The organism is Blattabacterium cuenoti, from assembly GCF_014252315.1.
Classification (GTDB): domain Bacteria; phylum Bacteroidota; class Bacteroidia; order Flavobacteriales; family Blattabacteriaceae; genus Blattabacterium; species Blattabacterium cuenoti_AI.
Window position 1 is genome coordinate 10,992 of record NZ_CP059216.1, and the last position, 18,416, is coordinate 29,407.

Consider the following 18,416-nt stretch of genomic DNA (forward strand, 5'->3'; position numbering starts at 1 on the left):
CAAAAACTTTATATATTTTTATATAATATTAGAATTATTATAAGAATCAATTCTGATTAATAAGAATATTAATATTGTAAAAGACAAAAAAGATGATCCTCCATAACTAAAAAATGGGAGAACAATTCCTATTGTAGGAAATAACCCCATAACCATTCCTAAATTTATAGAAAAATGAATAAATAAAATATTTCCAACTGAATACCCAAAAATTCTTCCAAATTTATCTTTTTGTCTTTCAGATAAAAAATAAATACGTCCAATAAAAAATAAATATATTATTATAAAAATAACACTTCCAATAAACCCCCATTCTTCTCCTACTGTACAAAATATATAATCTGTATGTTGTTCAGGAACAAATTTACCTTTTGTTACTGTTCCTTCATGATAACCTTTTCCTAATAATTCTCCAGATCCAATAGCTGTTTTAGAATATAATAAATTATATCCTATATTACCTCTATATTTTTTATCAAATTCGTTTTGAAATAAAATATTTATTCTATCTATATGGTGTGGTTTTAAAATATTATTAAAAATAATAGGAGAAAATATAGATATAAATAAAGAAAATAAAAATAAAGTTATATAAAATATTAAATCAACTAATTTTTTTCTTTTATTTATAATAAAAAGAAATAAAAAAAATAAAAAAGAAAAAGGAATTACAATATAATATGATATATTTATTAACGAAAAAATCATTAATAAAATATAAAATATACAATATAATATAAAAATTATAGGAAGTCCTTCTCTATATAGAGTTAATATAAAAGAAGAAAAAATGATAGATGAGCCTGGATCAGGCTGAATAAATATTAATAATGATGGTAATATTATAATAAATGATATTATAACAAATATAATTTTATTATCTAATTTATATTTAGTTAATAAATAAGCAATTATTAAAGAAGTAGATATTTTAGACAATTCAGAAGGCTGGAAACTTATAGGACCTAATGAATACCAAGATTTAGATCCATTAATATCTTTTCCAAAAAAAAATACACCTATCAAAAGAAATAAAGTAATAATAAAAAAAAATGGAGAAAAATTTTTATAATTAATTGGTTTAAATATAAAAATAATAAATATAGAAACAAAACTAACAAGTATCCAAACTAATTGTTTATCAGATTTTTCAATATCTACTGAATATAAATTAACATATCCAAATATAGTTATAATAAAATAAATAATAATAGTAATCCAATCTATATAGAAATTTTTATTTCTTCTTGTTAGATGAATTCTTTGTTGCATAATTTAATTTTTTCATTACTGAAATATAATTATATAGTTTTTGTAGGTCACGTTTAATTACCTTTTTTTCAAGTGATTTTCTATTAACTTCATTATTTATATATTTTTCAGCAATTAGACTAGCAATAGGACCAGCTAAACGAGCTCCAAATCCTCCATTTTCTATTACAACAGATATAGCAATCTGTGGATTTTTTATAGGAGCAAATAATACAAATATAGAATGATCTGGTAAAGAAATCATTTTTTTATTTACAATAATAAAATTTTGAGAAGTACCTGTTTTTCCAGCCATTCTTATATTAAAACATTTAAATCCTATTCCTGTTCCCATTGAATAAACTTTTTCCATTCCACTAATTATCAGATTATAATATTTTTTATTTCTTATTTTAGTATAATTAGCTATTTTATAATTTTTTATAGGAATATGATTTATATATTTTACAATATGAGGAGTATAATAAAAACCTTTATTAGCTATTATACATATTAAATTTGCTAATTGTATTGGAGTAACACCTATTTCTCCTTGACCAATACTGTTAGATATAATAGTAATAGCGTTCCATTTTTTTTCCCCATATTTTTTATCATAATAATCACCAGAAGGAATAACTCCTTTTTCTTTAGAATTTAAATCGTTAGAAAATCTACTTCCAAATCCAAAACTTTTAACAATATCACTCCACTCATTTACTCCTTTTTTTAAATTATTTGGATATTTTTCTACAATACGTTTATATACTTGTGCAAAATAAGTATTACAAGATACAGCTATTGCTGTTTTTATATTAATAGGAATATCATGAATTTTAGATTTACAATGAACTTTTTTTTTACCATATATAAATCCTTTGTGACATGTAAACCTAGTATTTTTATTTATAACTCCCATATGAAGCCCAGATAATCCTGTTAACAACTTAAATGTAGAAGCTGGAGGGTAATTAGCTTGTGTAGCTCTATCAAATAATGGTTTATCTTCATTTTTTAATAATTTTTTAAATTCTTTATTACGATTTTTTCCAACAAATAAATTAGGATCACTCATAGGACTTGATACTAAAGATAATATCTCTCCGTTTTTAGGATTAATCGCAACAACTCCTCCTTTCTTATTGCACATAAGTTTTTCTACATATTTTTGTAAATTCCAATCAATAGTTAATGATATATCACTACCAGTAACAGCTTTTATATTGTTTTTACTATTATTATAATTATCAATAATACATCCATTTCTATCTCTTAACCAATATTTTATTCCTTTTTTTCCTCTTAAAAATTTTTCATGAGATTTTTCTACACCTGTCCATCCAATAAAATCTCCAATTTTATAATATTTTGATTCTTTTTTAATATCTTTTTCAGTAACTTCACCTATATAACCTAATATATTAGTTGAACTATCAACTTTATAATCTCTAATAGTACGTCTTGTCCAATCAAATCCTTTATATTTATATAATTTTTCTTGTATTGGAGCAAACTTTTCTTTAGATATAAAAGAAATAAAAATAGATGGTAAATATTTTGAATAAGATCTAGCTTTTTCTAAATTTTTAAAAAAAGTATATTTATTTATTCCTACAAGTTTACAAAATTCTGATACATTAAAATTTTTTTCTATAAGAATTGGAACTACTACTAATTCATAAATATATTTATTAAAAACTAATAGTTTATTATTTCTATCGAAAATAAATCCCCTATCAGGAATTATAGTTTCTTGTTTAATTGAAGTATTAAGTGCATTTAATACATACTTATCAGTATATATCTGAATATAAAACAACCTACTTATAAATATTAGGCCTATTATAATTAATAACAAATAAAATTTAAATAATTTTTTCAATTTTTTTTTTTTCTAAAAAAGAAATAAATCATACATAAAATAGTTGTAAAAATGCTACTAATTAATGTTTTAAAAAGAGCATTATTATTAAAAATAATTGATCCATTCAATAATTCTATTGAAAACAAAGATATATCGTGTATTATAACTAATGAAAAAATATAATATATTTTTTTAAAAAAAGATAAATTATAGACCGAAAAATTTTTTTTAATTAAAAAATTATTACCATCAAAGAATTTTAATAAATACAATCTTAAAAAAGCAGATAAAGTAGTAGAAAAAGCATGAATTCCTCCTGTATACATACAACAATCAATTATTAATCCAATAAAAAAAGAAAAAATCAAAAATAAATATTCATTCCATCTATATGGATAGATCAACACAAATATAATATACACATAAGAATATTTTCCTAAAAACATAGGATTATTAAATATTGATATTTGAATTATACAAATAATAAAAATATAAAATGTTGAAATAAAAAAATTCTTAACAATATTCATTTATTTTCAACTTTATATATATCATCCAATTCTTTTTTTAAAATATTGTTAACAACATAAGCATTTTCTATAATGGAAAAATTTTCAAATAATTTTACTTTTATTATAAAATTTGAATTACCATCATCTAGTTTGTATGAATATACAGTCCCAATAGGAATACCTTCGGGAAAAGTGTAAGATTTTCCATCTGTTTCTACAATATCCCCCTTATTAATAGCACAATATTTTGGAATATCATTAAGAATTACATATTTGTAATCATTTCCATCCCAACTAATAGTTCCAAAATTATTATCTTTTTTTATTCTTGCATTTATTTTAATTCTTAAATTTAGAAGAGATATAGCTTTACTAAAATGTGGGGTTGTTTTTATAACAATTCCAGCAATTCCACTAGGTAATATTACACCCATATCAGGTTTTATTCCATCTAAATTACCTTTATTTAAAGTTATATAATTTTCTTGTTTATAAATACTATTATTTATAATTTGAACAGGAGTATAAATATATTGTTGTAGATATTTTATGTCTTCCATTCTAAAATTTCCAGAATTTGAATTTTTTATTATATAAGAATAAATACTTTCATTATGTAATCTACTATTTTCTTTTAAAAGTTTATCATTTTCTATTTTCAATAAAAAATAATTTTGTATTTCGTAAATAGATTCATAAACTTTTCCAATTATAAATTTAGGACTATTACAAATAACATTTAAATTTTTGAAAGAAAAAAATATAGAAACAGATTCTAACAAAAAAAATAAAATACAAAAACGCCATTTAAAAAAAAAATCACACATTTTATTCCCTTTGGTTTCATTTATTTCATCAAAAATGTAAATTTATCAATATTTTTCAAAGCAACTCCTGTTCCTTTTACTACAGCTCTTAACGGATCTTCTACTAAAAAAACTGACAATCCAGTTTTTTTAGAAATTCTTTTGTCTAATCCTCTTAAAAGAGAGCCTCCTCCTGCCATATAAATTCCTGTTTTATAAATATCTGCAGCTAATTCTGGTGGAGTTTTAGATAAGGTTTCCATAACAGCATCTTCAATTCTCAAAATAGATTTATCCAATGCAGGAATAGTTTCTTTATAAGAAATATTCATTTCTTTAGGTTTTCCTGTAGATAAATCTCTACCACGTATATGTATATCTTTAGGTATAGGCTCAATAGATTCCATAGCTGATCCTATTTTAATTTTTATTTTTTCAGCTGTTCTTTCTCCTATATATAAATTATATTTACTACGAAGAAAATAAGAAATATCATTAGTAAATACATCTCCTGCTATTTTAATAGATTTTTGACATACTATACCACCCAATGCTATAACTCCACATTCTGTTGTTCCTCCTCCAATATCTACAATCATATTTCCTTCTGCTTTAGTAACTGAAATTCCAGAACCAATGGCTGCAGCCATTGGTTCTTCTATTAAATAAACTTCTTTAGCATTAAGATGTTGAGCTGAATCTTTTACCGCTCTTTTTTCTACTTCAGTTATTCCAGATGGAATACATATTACCATTGTTAAGGATGGTGTAAAAACTTTATTATTAACACCAGGGATCCTTTTAATAAACTCTTTTATCATAAGTTCAGCAACTTGGTAGTCTGCAATAACTCCATCTTTTAATGGTTTATATATTTTTATATTTTCATGAGTCTTCCCTTGCATTTTTTTAGCTTCTTCTCCTACTGCTAAAACCTTATTTGTTCTAACATCTATAGCAATTATTGATGGTAAATCAACTATAACCTTGCTATCATGCATAATAAGAGTATTAGCTGTCCCCAAATCTATAGCTATCCCTTGTGTAAATAGATTCTTCATAAAATTTACTACTAATCCCATTAATATTTTTTTTTGTAAAGTACCTATCTAAATTTAAATAAAAATTACACTTTTTCAGTAAATTGTACATTATAAAATTTTTATTATTTCAATTATTTTGAAAAAAATTCACTATGTTTTTCTATTGTTAGGAAGTAATCAAGGAAATAAAAAAAAATATTTAGATTATTCTTTTAATATAATATCTAAAAAAATAGGTGATATAATAAAAGAATCCTCATACTTTATAAGTGAAGCATGGAAAATGAAAAATAATTCTCCATATTTTTGGAATAAAATATTATATATAAAAACTATATTGTCTCCTATGTTTTTGATACAAAAAATAATAGAAATAGAAAAATTAATTGGTAGAAAAAGAAAAAAAAAAATTTATGAAAATAGAATAATAGATATAGATATATTGTTTTATGATAAATTAATTATATGTTCTAATAAATTAATAATTCCACACCCATTGTTACATTTAAGAAAATTTGTATTAGAACCTATGTGTGAAATAAATCCATATAAAAATCATCCTGTATTTAATATGAATATAATAGAACTATTAGCCTCTTGCTCAGATAAATCTTATACTAAAAAATTATAATAATTATTATTAAATTAATTCACAATTTTTATGATAAAAAAAGGTATTATAAAAGAAATTCCTATATTTGGACCATACAGTACTTATGTATTAATAAATAATATACTGTTTATATCTGGACAAATAGGTATAGATTTTAAATCTGGAAAATTAATATCTAATTCAATAGAAATGGAAACAAAAAGAATAATGAATAACATTAAAATTATTCTTTTAAAAAATAATATGGATTTCAAAAATATAGTAAAAACTACTATATTCGTAAAAAAAATGGATCATATAAATATAATAAACAATATATATTCCAATTTTTTTATAAATAAAAAATTTCCAGCTAGAGAAGCTATACAAGTATCTTGTTTACCTAAAAATGCTAATATAGAAATATCAGCTATTGCTGCTATATGAATAAAAAATACATTATTATTCATATACATTTACATTCATAATATAATACAAAAATATTATATTAAATAATATTTTTATATTATTATGAGTATAGAAAAAGAATTTTTGAATTATCAAACTCAAATTACTTCTTCTCCCATATGAATTAAGGCACATGCTAAAGGATGTTACATATATGGAAAAAATGGTAAAAATATTTAATTCATACTAAAATAAAAAATATTTATGGAAGTAGGATTATTATTTATTATATATTGAATTATATAATGAAAATGTAGCCATACAACTTTTAAAACAAAGTATTAAAAAAGGATTAATTTTATTTAGTTTTTTATTTTGTAATAAAATAATAATAATTACTCCTCTATTAACTATAACAAAAAATGAAATTCGTAAAGTATGTATGATCATTATTGAAATTTTAAATCAAACAAAAATATATTGAGATTTTTTATTGAGTTATCTTATAACGGTAAAGATTTTTTTGGATGGCAAATACAAAAAGGATTAAAAACAATAGAAGAAAGTATAGAATATTGTTTATCAAAAATATTACATAATCCAATAAATTTAATTGGAGCTGGAAGAACAGATAAAGGTGTTCATGCTAAACAAATGTTTGCTCATTTTGATTATTCATATAATATAGAATATAATTTAATAATAAAAAGATTAAATATTTTTTTACCAAATTCTATTAAAGTAATTAATATTTTTCCAGTTAAAAATAATATTCATGCTAGATTTAATGCAATAAAAAGAACATATAAATATTATATTACTTATGATAAAAACCCTTTTAAAGAAAATTTTTATTGGCATTGTTTTTATTTATTAGATATAGAAAAAATGAACATAGTTTCCAAAAAATTATTACTATATAAAGATTTTAGTTCTTTTTGTAAAAAAAATGTAAAAAATAATAATCATAAAATTAATAATAACTGTCATATTTATCGTGCTTTTTGGAAAAAAGAAAAAAATTATTTTTATTTTACTATTGAATCGAATAGATTTTTAAGATCTATGGTAAGATCAATTGTTGGGACAATGATAGATGTTGGTAGAGGAAAAATTACTATAAATAATTTTATAAAAATTATAAAATCAAAAAATTTTAATCATCATAGTCAAATAGCTCCTTCATATGGTTTATTCTTAACAAATATTACTTATCCAGAAGATATTTTTTTATGATAAATAAAATTAAAGAAAATAAAAAATATTCTTTAAAAGAATTTATTAATATTATTTTATATCACAAAACTATTTTAATATCAATAATATCAATATCAATATTTACTTCTTTAATATCAGCTTACCGTCCAAAATTAATACAAAAAGCAATAGATTCTCATATTATAAACAGAAATTTTATAGGATTTAGAAATTTATTAATATTAAGTGTAATACTTTTATTTATAGAAAGTATATTTCAATTTATATTATTATACTTATCTAGTATTCTTTCTCAAAAAGTAATATCAAAAATTAGAATGTTATTATTTGAAAAATTAATTCATTTTAAAAGTTCTTTTTTTAATAAAACTCCATTAGGGAAAATAATTTCCTATTCAATATCAGATGTAGAAACTATAAATGTTATATTTAATGATGGAATATTATTAATATCAGGAGATGTATTAAAAATTGTAATGATTATAATAATAATGTATACAATACATCATAAGTTATCAATTATTGTATTACTTACTATTCCATTTATATATTTTATTACACGTTTATTTCAAAAAACTTTAAGAAAAACATTTCGTGAAGAAAGAATTTATACATCACAATTAAATAGTTTTATTCAAGAAAACATTGTAGGAATGTTTATTATTCAATTGTTTCATAAAGAAAAAGAAAAATATTTAAAATTCAAATCAATTAACAATAAATTGATGAATGCTCATATTAAAACAATATTTTATTTTTCTATTTTTTTTCCAGTAGTAGAACTACTTTCAGCTTTTACTATTAGTATGGTAATTTTTTATGGAGGAATTTATTCAATAAATAAAAATGAAATAAAACCTGGACAAATTATTGCTTTTATTTTTTTTATTTATCTTTTGTTTCGTCCTATGCGTCAAGTAGCAGATAGATTTAATATTATTCAAAGAGGTATAACAGGAATAGAACGTATTTTTTCAATATTGAATGATAATAATGAATATTCTGAAAAATTTATATGCAAAAAAAATTTAAATATAAAAAAAATTGAAGGTCATATTATATTTAATAATGTATATTTTTCATATTCAAAAAAAGAAAACATGATTTTAAATGGAATATCTTTTGAAATCAATCCAGGAGAAAAAGTAGCTATAATAGGAAATACAGGCTCTGGTAAATCTACAATTGTTCAATTAATATCTAGATTTTACAATATAAAAAAAGGGAATATATATATAGATAATCATTCTATTAATGATTTTAATTTAAATAATTTAAGATCTCATATAAAAATTGTTTCACAAAACACTTTTTTATTTAATGACTCTATTTTAAATAATATAACATTGGGAAATCCCGAAATTAATATTAATATGGTAAAAAATATGGCTAAAAAAATTGGAATACATGATATGATAAAATCATTTCCTAATGGATATAAATATATAGTAAGAGAAAGAGGTGGAATATTATCTCTAGGAGAAAAACAATTAATATCAATATTGAGAGTACAAATGCATCCATACTCTATACTTATTTTTGATGAAGCAACAACATCATTAAATTATGAATTAGATAAAATGATTCAAAATGCTATAGATTTTATAACAAAAAAAAAAACATCAATAATTATTACTCATAGAGTATCTACATTAACAAATGTAGATAAAATTATAATTATAAATAAAGGTAATATAATAGAATATGGAACACATAATGAATTAATTAATATAAACGGCGGATACTACTCTAGTTTATATAATAAAAAATCAATTATTAATTAATTTAAAAATTAATATTTTTCATAATGTATCATAATATATTTTTTTTAGCATTTCTTTTGCCCAATTTATTATGAAATATTTTTTTTTAATGTTTTTTACAATACTTTTTAAATATATATAATCCATATACCTATTTATAGGTCTTTTATCAATAAAATCTAAAATTTTTATAATAAAAAAGACTTGTTTTCCATTTAAATATACCGGAATTACTTGAGATAAACTATTTTTTTTTAAAAATTTTATATTTTTTATAATACTTGAAATATTATTTTGATCAACCCATACTTTATTTTTAATAAAAATATTTATCGAATTATTAAATTTTTCTTTTTTAATATTAAAATCTTTTATATTTCCGTTATAATTATAATTTATTTTATCTCTTAATAAATTTGCAAATAATTGTGTTTTTATAATTTCTTTTTTTGAAAAATTTTTTTTTATAAAAATATGTCTTATTCCAAATTCATCTTTTTTCTTATCTACATATTCTAATTTTATCAAATGATATCCAAAATTAGTTTCAAAAGGTTCAGTTATTTCTTTCTCTTTCATAGAAAAAATTATATTTTTAATATATTTTGAAAATTGATATGATTTAACTTTCTTAATTATACATCCACTTACACTAAAAATAGGATCATCTAATAAAATATAAGAACAAGGATCAGAACTAAAACGTAATTTTTTTCTTATTTTATTCAAATAATCAAAAATTTTATTTCTACTTAATATATTATTCATTACAGGACTAATAACTATATATGAAATCATATATTTTTTTGTAATAATAGGTAAACTATTCTTTTTATTTTCAAATAAGTATTTAATTTCTTCAGGATAAACTACTATATTTTTAGTAATATATTGATTTACTTGTTCTACATATTGTTTGTTTTTTGTTATATATATTAATTTTTCTATAAATTCTTTTTTATTATTAATTATTGTTTTAAAAAATTTTTTTTTGTTTGATTTATCAAACTTACTTAGTATAATATCAAATATATTTTGAATGTTTTCTTCTATATTTTGATCTATTAATTTCATATTATTAGTCTTAGCATAATGAATCATTAATTTTTGAATAATTAAATCATTATTAAATAATGATTCATTTGAAAATAATGATCTGCAAAATTTTTTATTTGAATACAAAAAATTTTCGTTAATATTATTTCTTTTTTTTAATTCAGAATTTAATATAATTTCATTTCCAACTATAGTATTTATAGATTCTATTTTATCATATTTTTTAATTGGAATAGAAGCCTTATTAATATTGTTATTTGAAAAAGAAAAAATACAACAAAATAAAAATATCATAATAAAAACTGTAAAATTATTCTTATTTAAAACTACCATAATTGATATTTATTATATATTTACAATTTATTAATTATATGTTATTTAGATAAATATAAATACATAATCGTTATTAAAAATAAATTTTATTTTATAAATAATATGATATTAGAAGCAAAAAATATATATAAAAAATATAAAAATAAATATGTAGTTAAAAATGTATCAATAAAATTAAATCAAGGAGAAATTGTTGGATTAGTAGGACCAAATGGCGCTGGAAAAACAACTTCCTTTTATATAATAACAGGACTTATTAAGCCTGATAATGGAAAAATTTTTATTGGAAAAGATAACATAACTAAATCACCTTTATATATACGTTCCAGAAAAGGAATTGGATATCTATCTCAAGATTCATCTATATTCAAAAAATTAACTGTAGAAGAAAATATATTATGCATATTGGAAATGCATAAAAAATATTATAAAAAAAAAATAGAAATTACCAAAAAATTAATTAAAGAATTTAATTTACAAAATATTAAAAATAATAAAGGGGACTCTATTTCTCTAGGTGAAAGAAGAAGGACAGAAATTGCTAGATGTTTAGCAATAAATCCTAAATTTATACTATTAGATGAACCATTTTATGGAATTGATCCTATAACAATATACGATTTTCAAAAAATACTTTTTTCTTTAAAAAAAAAAAATATAGGAATATTAATAACCGATCATAATATACAAGAAGTATTTACAGTAACAGATCGTATTTATTTAATGCATAATGGTGAAATATTAAAACATGGAAATTCAGAAAAAGTAATTAAAAGCCAATTAACAAAAAAAATTTATTTAGGAAATTATTCTATAATTAAAAAAAAAATTAATTAATAAGTGATAAATCATAGATTTAAAGATCCTGAAATTGATCTGTTCCTTAATGGAAATCCTCCAATAATAAACAACTTTTCGTTTAAAAATATATTTGCAGTAGATGGTGCATATTGTTATTTAAAAAAAAATAAATTACAAGCAGATTATATTAGTGGTGATTTTGACTCTATTAATAATAATATTATGGATGCAAAAAAGTCAATATTTAATACACCTAATCAAGAATACACAGATTTTGATAAAGCTTTAAATATAATATTTAAAAAAGGATTCAGAAATATAAATGTTTGGGGAGCTAGTGGAAAAGAACAGGATCATTTTTTAGGAAATCTTTCTATAGCACTTAAATATAAAAAAAAATTATCTATTATATTTTATGATTATTATCATTCGTTTTTTTTTCTAGAAAAAAAATCTTCTTTTTTTGTGGGTAAAAATAAAATAATATCTCTTTTTCCATTTCCTAAAGTTTCAGGATTAATAACTAAAGGATTAAAATATTATACAAAGAATAGCATGGAAATTGGAAAATATATTGGAATAAGAAACAAATCTATTAAAAACGAAATAAAAATATTTTATAAAAAAGGAGAATTATTAATATTTATAGAAAATTAATTTTTTTTTAAATATTTAATTTATTTATAACTTTTTTTATATGATTTGCTGATTCATGTAATAAATTAAATTCTTTGTTATTTAATTTTAATTCTATAACTCTTTCTACCCCATTTTTTCCTAAAATTACCGGTACTCCTAAAAACAAATTATTTATATCATATTCACCATTTAGTAATGCAGAACAACAAAATAACTTTCTGGAATTTTTTAATATAGATTTAATCATTTCTACAATAGAAATAGATGGAGCCATCCATGCTGATGTTCCTAAATAATTTACTATTTCTTCTCCACCTTTTTTTGTTCTACTTACTATTTTTTCATTTTCTTTCTCAGTTAAAAATTCTTTTAAAGGAATTCCTTCTATAGAAGAATATCTATATAAAGGGACCATTTTATCTCCATGACCTCCTAATAACAAAGATTGAATACTAGAACATGATATATTTAATTTTTTTGATAAAAAAAATTTATATCTTGCAATATCTAATATTCCAGCCATTCCAATAACCTTTTTATAATCAATTTTTAATGTTATATAACTAACATAAGTCATTATATCAAGTGGATTAGAAACGATTATAAATTTTGCATTTGGAGAAAAAATTAATGAATTTTTTGCTGCAGAACATATAATTTTTGCATTTATATTTAATAAATCATCTCTATTCATTCCTTGTTTTCTTGTAATACCACAAGTAATAACTATTATATCTGAATTTTTTGATTTTGAATAATCATTAGTATATCCATATACTACTGTATCAGATTTAACAACACTTAACATTTGAGATATATCTAAACTTTTTCCTTCTGATACTCCTTTATTAATATCTAATAAAACAATTTGTTCTACTATATTTTTACAAGCTAATAGACAGGCACATTGTCCTCCTACATTTCCAGATCCTATAATAGTTACTTTCATATTTATATTTTTTTTGTCTATTAAATATAAATACAATATTTCATTATATTAGTAATGATCTTACGGAATTACAAAACAAATTATGAAAAAGGAAAAAGATTATCTCAATAAAGATAGTTTTTGTTATAGACATATAGGCCCCTCTATAGAGGATATTAGAAATATGTTATTAACACTAAAATGTTCTTCTATAAAAGATTTTATTAAAAAAACTATTCCTAAAGAAGTACTTATAAATAAAAAAATAAAAATTCCATCAGAAATATCTGAATACCAATATTTAACACACATAGATACAATTGGAAAAAAAAATAAAATATATAAATCATATATAGGATTAGGATACAAAAATACTATCACTCCAAGTGTTATACAAAGAAATATTCTAGAAAATCCTGGATGGTATACACCTTATACACCTTATCAATCTGAAATATCTCAAGGACGTATGGAAGCATTAATGAATTTTCAAACTATGATTTCAGATCTTACAGGAATGAAAATAAGTAATGCATCTATGTTAGATGAATCTTCAGCCGCCGGAGATGCGTTATTTATGGTTTATAATGAAAAAAATAATATTGATAACAACTATTCCTTTTTTGTTTCAAATGAAGTTTTACCTCAAGTAAAAAATGTATTAAAAACAAGATGTTTCGGTCTAGGAATTAGGTTAATTGAGGATTCACATGAAGAATTAACTAAAAAATATAGTAACACTAAATTATTTGGAGTTATTCTTCCATATCCATCTTGTTTAGGTGAAATATATGATTATTCAAATATAATTAAATATTTAAAAGAAAAAGATATTTCAATAATAATGTCTGCTGATTTATTTGCTTTAACTTTATTAAAATCACCTGGAGAATTAGGAGCTGATGTAGTAGTTGGATCTACTCAATCTTTTGGAATACCAATGGGATATGGGGGACCATATGCCGCATTTTTTTCTACTAATGAAAAATATAAAAGATTTATTCCTGGAAGAATTATTGGATTATCTATAGATAAAAGAAATAAAAAGGCATTTAGAATGGCATTACAAACCAGAGAACAACATATAAAAAGAGAAAAAGCTACTTCTAATATTTGTACTTCACAAAATTTACTTGCTATTATGTCTTCTATGTATTCTTTATATCATGGAAAAGAAGGATTAATTAAAATAGCAAAAAAAATATATAATTATACTCATAATTTAGAATTATTATTATTAAAAAATAATTATACTAATATAGTTCAATTAAACAAAAATTATTTTGATACTATTAGAATAAGGACTGATTCTATATTAATAAAAAAAATTAAAGAAATATCAAAAAGAAAAAAAACTAACTTTAGATATATTAATAAAAATATTTTATCTATTACGTTAGATGAAACATCTAATATAATAGATATAAATCATATATTATCAATATTTTATGAATCATGTCATAGAGTTAAAGTTCCATATAAAAAAGTAAATAATATATTTTTAAATAAAAAACATAAAATACCTTCTTATTTAAAAAGAAAATCAAATTTTCTAGAAAATAGAATATTTCATAAGTATCATTCAGAAACAGAATTAATGCGTTATATAAAACGATTAGAAAAAAAAGACATTTCTTTAAATCATTCTATGATACCATTAGGATCTTGCACAATGAAACTAAATGCATCTACAGAACTATTTGCTTTAACACAAAAACAATGGAAAGATATTCATCCATTTTCTCCTGAAAATCAAACACATGGATATAATTTTATTATAAAAAATATAAAAAAATATCTAAAAGAAATAACAGGACTTCCTGGAATTTCTTTACAACCAAATTCAGGGGCTCAAGGAGAATATGCTGGACTTATGGTTATAAAACAATATTATTATTCATTAGGAGAAAAAAATAGAAATATTGCTCTAATTCCTGATTCTTCTCATGGAACTAATCCAGCTTCTGCAAGAATGGCTGGAATGAAAGTAATTTTAATTCGTACAAAATCTAACGGATTTATTGATATACAAGATTTACAAGAAAAATCAAAAATTTATTCACATAAATTATGTGTACTTATGATTACATATCCATCTGTATACGGTATATATGAAATACATATAAAAAAAATTAATAAAATTATTCACAAATTTGGTGGACAAATTTATATGGATGGAGCAAACATGAATGCTCAAGTTGGATTAATAAAACCTTCAGATTTAGGAATAGACATATGTCACATAAATCTTCATAAAACATTTGCTATACCACATGGAGGTGGTGGTCCAGGGATGGGACCAATTTGTGTTAAATCTCATTTAATTCCTTTTCTTCCAATTCATCCACTTGAAAATAATAATAATAATAAAAAATCTATAATAACTATATCTTCATCTCCATATGGATCTTCTCTTATATTAACTATTTCATATGCATATATTCGTATGTTAGGATATAGTGGATTAAAAATATGTACAGAAATATCATTATTGAATGCTAATTATATTAAGGAAAAAATAAAAAATTATTATAAAATATTATATTTTGGAAAAAATAATATGGTAGCTCATGAATTAATAATAGATTGTAGATCATTTAAATCAATAGAAATTGAAGTAACAGACATTGCAAAAAGAATGATGGATTATGGATTCCATGCTCCAACAATATCATTCCCAGTAGAAGGATGTATGATGATAGAACCTACGGAAAGTGAATCAAAAGAAGAAATTGATCGATTTATCGAAACTCTTATAAAAATACGTGAAGAAATTATAGAAATAGAATGTGGAAAATTTGATAAAAAAAATAATGTTATAAAAAATGCTCCACATAGTATATATACTATAACAAATGATATATGGAAATATCCTTATAGTAGAGAAAAAGCTGCATATCCATTAAAATGGATAAAAGATAGAAAATTTTGGCCGTCAATAGACCGTGTTAATGATAGCTATGGAGATAGAAATTTAATTTGCGTTTGTACATAATAATTTTTTCTAAAATTTTCTAAATTTAGAATAAGGAGAAACATTAATAGAATCAAATATTTTTTCTCTATATTTAAATAAACCATTAATAGCAATCATTGCTCCATTATCAGTGGATAATTTTTTTTTAGGAATAAATAATTCCCATTTATTTTTTTTACAAAAACTAATAAATTCATTTCTTATCATATTATTAGCAGAGACTCCTCCTGCCAATACTATTCTACAAATATTAGTTTTCATAACAGCCATATTCATTTTATTTAATAAAATATTTGTTATCAACTTTTGTATTGAAGCACATAAATCAAATATATTTTTTTTTATAAAAAGAGGATTATTAATTGATCTACAATCAACAAATTTATTAATATAACTTTTTATTCCACTAAAACTAAAATTAAGATCTTTTACTGATGGAATTGGAAATTTAAATTTTTGAGAATTTCCATATTTAGAAAACATATCTATAGTAGATCCTCCTGGATAATTAAATCCAAACTTTATTGCAATTTTATCTAATACTTCTCCAACCGCATTATCTAATGTAGATCCTAATATTTTCATATTAAAATAATCATTAACTTGTATAATTTGAGTATGTCCTCCACTTATAACCAAAGCTAAAAATGGAAACTGTGGTTCACAATTATTAATATTTGCATTTTTTATAAAATGAACAAGAATATGAGCTTTTATATGATCAACAGTTATAATAGGAATATTTAATCCTAATGCTAGAGATTTTGAAAAAGAACATCCAACTAATAAAGATGCTATTAATCCTGGTCCTATTGTAAATGAAACTGCATCAAGTTGAGTTTTTTTTATGTTTGCTAATAAAAAAGATTTTTCAACTGCTATAGATAAATTTTTTTCATGCATTTTTGCTGCTAGTTCTGGAACTACTCCTCCATAATTTTTATGAATATTCTGATGAATAATAACATTAGATAAAATATTGTTACATTTTATTATTGATACAGCAGTTTCATCACATGATGATTCAATACCAATAATTATTGGATTTTTTTTCATAAGTAACTTAAACTATTATATTATAATTTATTATTTTATTGTAATTTATCATGATTACAATTATAAAAAATTATTTGTTTATTTAATATATCTACTTTAGATTTGTGTGTATAATAAGTTGTTTTGGAGAATTGCCGGAGTGGTTAACGGAACAGTCTGCTAAACTGTCGATATATTTAAATTATTATCGCGTGGGTTCGAATCCCACATTCTCCGCAACAAAAATAAAAATTCGGGGTATGGCGTAGTTTGGTTATCGCGCCTGGTTTGGGACCAGGAGGTCGTAGGTTCAAATCCTACTACCCCGATATTATTTTTTAATTAGGTCACGTAGCTCAAATGGATAGAGCAACTGCCTTCTAAGCAGTAGGCTACAGGTTCGAATCCTGTCGTGATCATATTTCAGTTTTTTTTCTTTTTTTCTAATATTTCGTCAATCATTCCATATTCTTTTGCTTCCATAGAATCCATCCAATAATCTCTATCCGAATCTTTTTCAATTTTATCTATTGGTAATCCTGAATGATAAGATATAATTTCATATAATTCCTTTTTTAATTTTAAAATTTCACGAACAGTAATTTCAATATCTGAAGCTTGTCCTTGTGTACTTCCAATAGGTTGATGTATCATAATTCTGGAATGTTTTAAAGAAGATCTTTTTTTATCTTTTCCAGAACAAAGTAATACAGCAGCCATAGAAGCGGCTACTCCAGTACAAATAGTTGCAACATCTGGATCTACTATTTGCATAGTATCATATATACCTAATCCAGCATAAACATCTCCACCAGGAGAATTTATATATATTTGAATATCTTTTTTAGAATCTACAGATTGTAAAAATAGTAATTGAGCTTGTATAATATTTCCTATTTGATCTACTATAGGAGTTCCTAAAAAAATAACTCTATCCATCATCAATCTAGAAAATACATCCATTTGAGCTATATTTAGTTTTCTTTCTTCAACAATATATGGAGTTGTTAATTTTATATATTCATCTATATATAGACTATTAATTTTATTATGTTTAATAGCATATTTTATAAATTCTTTTGAACATTTTTTATAATTCATTATATCCTATAAATAAAAATTTATATCAAAGTTACTTATAACTTGTAATTCAAATATTTTTTATATAAAAATCTATGATAAAAAAATAT

Annotated in this window: 16 protein-coding genes and 3 tRNA genes; 10 read left to right on the forward strand and 9 right to left on the reverse strand. The window is 21.6% G+C overall.

Translation table 11 applies throughout. The features are described 5' to 3' along the window. Positions 1–18 precede the first annotated feature (18 nt). Genes rodA through H0H39_RS00065 form a run of 5 tightly spaced genes read right to left on the reverse strand, consistent with a single transcriptional unit; the run spans position 19 to position 5,515 of the window. On the reverse strand, positions 19–1,272 hold the full coding sequence (gene rodA, locus H0H39_RS00045) for a rod shape-determining protein RodA (protein WP_185877379.1): 1,254 nt from the start codon (positions 1,270–1,272) through the stop codon (positions 19–21). Further along, positions 1,238–3,133 (reverse strand): penicillin-binding protein 2, encoded by a 1,896-nt coding sequence (gene mrdA / locus H0H39_RS00050; RefSeq protein ID WP_185877380.1) that lies wholly within the window; start codon positions 3,131–3,133, stop codon positions 1,238–1,240. The genes rodA and mrdA overlap by 35 nt, the downstream gene beginning before the upstream one ends. Next, positions 3,130–3,645, reverse strand: a complete 516-nt coding sequence (locus H0H39_RS00055; protein ID WP_185877381.1) for a hypothetical protein — start codon at positions 3,643–3,645, stop codon at positions 3,130–3,132. The genes mrdA and H0H39_RS00055 overlap by 4 nt, the downstream gene beginning before the upstream one ends. Beyond that, positions 3,642–4,454 (reverse strand): rod shape-determining protein MreC, encoded by an 813-nt coding sequence (gene mreC, locus H0H39_RS00060; RefSeq protein WP_185877382.1) that lies wholly within the window; start codon positions 4,452–4,454, stop codon positions 3,642–3,644. The genes H0H39_RS00055 and mreC overlap by 4 nt, the downstream gene beginning before the upstream one ends. Before the next feature lie 20 nt (positions 4,455–4,474). Then, positions 4,475–5,515, reverse strand: coding sequence for a rod shape-determining protein (locus H0H39_RS00065; protein WP_185877383.1), 1,041 nt, complete (start codon positions 5,513–5,515; stop codon positions 4,475–4,477). A 97-nt stretch (positions 5,516–5,612) separates the two neighbouring features. On the opposite strand from H0H39_RS00065, the gene folK reads away from it, so the two are divergent. The 4 genes from folK to H0H39_RS00085 all read left to right on the forward strand — a co-directional run bounded on the left by folK (position 5,613) and on the right by H0H39_RS00085 (position 9,478). Further along, positions 5,613–6,107: a 2-amino-4-hydroxy-6-hydroxymethyldihydropteridine diphosphokinase gene (folK, locus tag H0H39_RS00070; RefSeq protein ID WP_238785649.1), complete on the forward strand. Its 495-nt coding sequence runs from the start codon at positions 5,613–5,615 to the stop codon at positions 6,105–6,107. A gap of 30 nt (positions 6,108–6,137) precedes the next feature. Then, positions 6,138–6,515 (forward strand): Rid family detoxifying hydrolase, encoded by a 378-nt coding sequence (locus H0H39_RS00075; protein ID WP_185877384.1) that lies wholly within the window; start codon positions 6,138–6,140, stop codon positions 6,513–6,515. 441 nt (positions 6,516–6,956) lie between these two features. Beyond that, positions 6,957–7,712, forward strand: coding sequence for a tRNA pseudouridine(38-40) synthase TruA (gene truA, locus H0H39_RS00080; protein WP_185877385.1), 756 nt, complete (start codon positions 6,957–6,959; stop codon positions 7,710–7,712). Continuing rightward, positions 7,709–9,478 (forward strand): ABC transporter ATP-binding protein, encoded by a 1,770-nt coding sequence (locus tag H0H39_RS00085; RefSeq protein ID WP_185877386.1) that lies wholly within the window; start codon positions 7,709–7,711, stop codon positions 9,476–9,478. Before truA ends, H0H39_RS00085 begins: the two co-directional genes overlap by 4 nt. An 18-nt stretch (positions 9,479–9,496) precedes the next feature. On the opposite strand, the gene H0H39_RS00090 is transcribed toward H0H39_RS00085, so the two are convergent. Then, on the reverse strand, positions 9,497–10,807 hold the full coding sequence (locus tag H0H39_RS00090; protein ID WP_238785650.1) for a peptidylprolyl isomerase: 1,311 nt from the start codon (positions 10,805–10,807) through the stop codon (positions 9,497–9,499). A 141-nt stretch (positions 10,808–10,948) separates the two neighbouring features. Here H0H39_RS00090 and lptB point away from each other — a divergent pair, with 141 nt between their 5' ends. Both lptB and H0H39_RS00100 read left to right on the forward strand, forming a co-directional pair. Beyond that, positions 10,949–11,683, forward strand: a complete 735-nt coding sequence (gene lptB / locus H0H39_RS00095; protein WP_185877388.1) for an LPS export ABC transporter ATP-binding protein — start codon at positions 10,949–10,951, stop codon at positions 11,681–11,683. Positions 11,684–11,686: 3 nt separating this feature from the next. Further along, positions 11,687–12,304 (forward strand): thiamine diphosphokinase, encoded by a 618-nt coding sequence (locus H0H39_RS00100; protein WP_317167089.1) that lies wholly within the window; start codon positions 11,687–11,689, stop codon positions 12,302–12,304. 7 nt (positions 12,305–12,311) lie between these two features. On the opposite strand, the gene H0H39_RS00105 is transcribed toward H0H39_RS00100, so the two are convergent. Then, the gene (locus H0H39_RS00105; RefSeq protein ID WP_185877389.1) at positions 12,312–13,235 is read right to left on the reverse strand and encodes a malate dehydrogenase; all 924 of its coding nucleotides are present in this window, start codon (positions 13,233–13,235) and stop codon (positions 12,312–12,314) included. 82 nt (positions 13,236–13,317) lie between these two features. On the opposite strand from H0H39_RS00105, the gene gcvP reads away from it, so the two are divergent. Further along, positions 13,318–16,209: an aminomethyl-transferring glycine dehydrogenase gene (gene gcvP / locus H0H39_RS00110; RefSeq protein ID WP_185877390.1), complete on the forward strand. Its 2,892-nt coding sequence runs from the start codon at positions 13,318–13,320 to the stop codon at positions 16,207–16,209. Positions 16,210–16,218: 9 nt separating this feature from the next. Here the strand turns inward: gcvP and tsaD are convergent, their stop codons facing one another. Further along, positions 16,219–17,247: a tRNA (adenosine(37)-N6)-threonylcarbamoyltransferase complex transferase subunit TsaD gene (tsaD, locus tag H0H39_RS00115; RefSeq protein WP_185877391.1), complete on the reverse strand. Its 1,029-nt coding sequence runs from the start codon at positions 17,245–17,247 to the stop codon at positions 16,219–16,221. 125 nt (positions 17,248–17,372) lie between these two features. Here tsaD and H0H39_RS00120 point away from each other — a divergent pair. The 3 genes from H0H39_RS00120 to H0H39_RS00130 all read left to right on the forward strand — a co-directional run bounded on the left by H0H39_RS00120 (position 17,373) and on the right by H0H39_RS00130 (position 17,645). Then, positions 17,373–17,463 (forward strand) — tRNA-Ser (locus tag H0H39_RS00120). A gap of 17 nt (positions 17,464–17,480) precedes the next feature. Beyond that, a tRNA-Pro gene (locus H0H39_RS00125) sits at positions 17,481–17,555 on the forward strand. A 16-nt stretch (positions 17,556–17,571) separates the two neighbouring features. Continuing rightward, positions 17,572–17,645 (forward strand) — tRNA-Arg (locus H0H39_RS00130). A 4-nt stretch (positions 17,646–17,649) separates the two neighbouring features. On the opposite strand, the gene H0H39_RS00135 is transcribed toward H0H39_RS00130, so the two are convergent. Then, positions 17,650–18,327 (reverse strand): ATP-dependent Clp protease proteolytic subunit, encoded by a 678-nt coding sequence (locus tag H0H39_RS00135; protein WP_185877392.1) that lies wholly within the window; start codon positions 18,325–18,327, stop codon positions 17,650–17,652. Positions 18,328–18,416: the final 89 nt, after the last annotated feature.